Raw genomic sequence first — 302 nt, forward strand, 5'->3', positions numbered from 1 at the left:
TGTTACCAGATGCATCGGTTGCTACCCACAATATGGTAGTCTTGCCTAGTGGGAATGTCTTTGATGCGTTGTTAGTGATAGTTACTGGTTGGATGTCAGTAGCTGTAGCATTACCTATTGGTACTGTATTGTCTTTGAGTGATGTTGCCTCAAAGGTGACGTTGGATGGAACTGTAAGCTTTGGAGGAGTGATGTTTCTCACATCAATTATTTGAGTAGCATTTGCTTTGTTTCCTGCTTCGTCTACTGCAGTCCACAATACAACTGTCTTGCCTAGTGGGAATGTCTTTGATGCGTTGTTA

At 42.4% G+C, this 302-nt stretch carries 1 protein-coding gene; it reads right to left on the minus strand.

Annotated features, from left to right (window positions below):
• On the minus strand, nt 1-302 hold a 302-nt coding region (locus NSIN_RS09355; RefSeq protein ID WP_133124143.1), incomplete at both ends, for an HYR domain-containing protein.

Origin of the sequence: Candidatus Nitrosotalea sinensis, from assembly GCF_900143675.1 — an archaeon.
Classification (GTDB): domain Archaea; phylum Thermoproteota; class Nitrososphaeria; order Nitrososphaerales; family Nitrosopumilaceae; genus Nitrosotalea; species Nitrosotalea sinensis.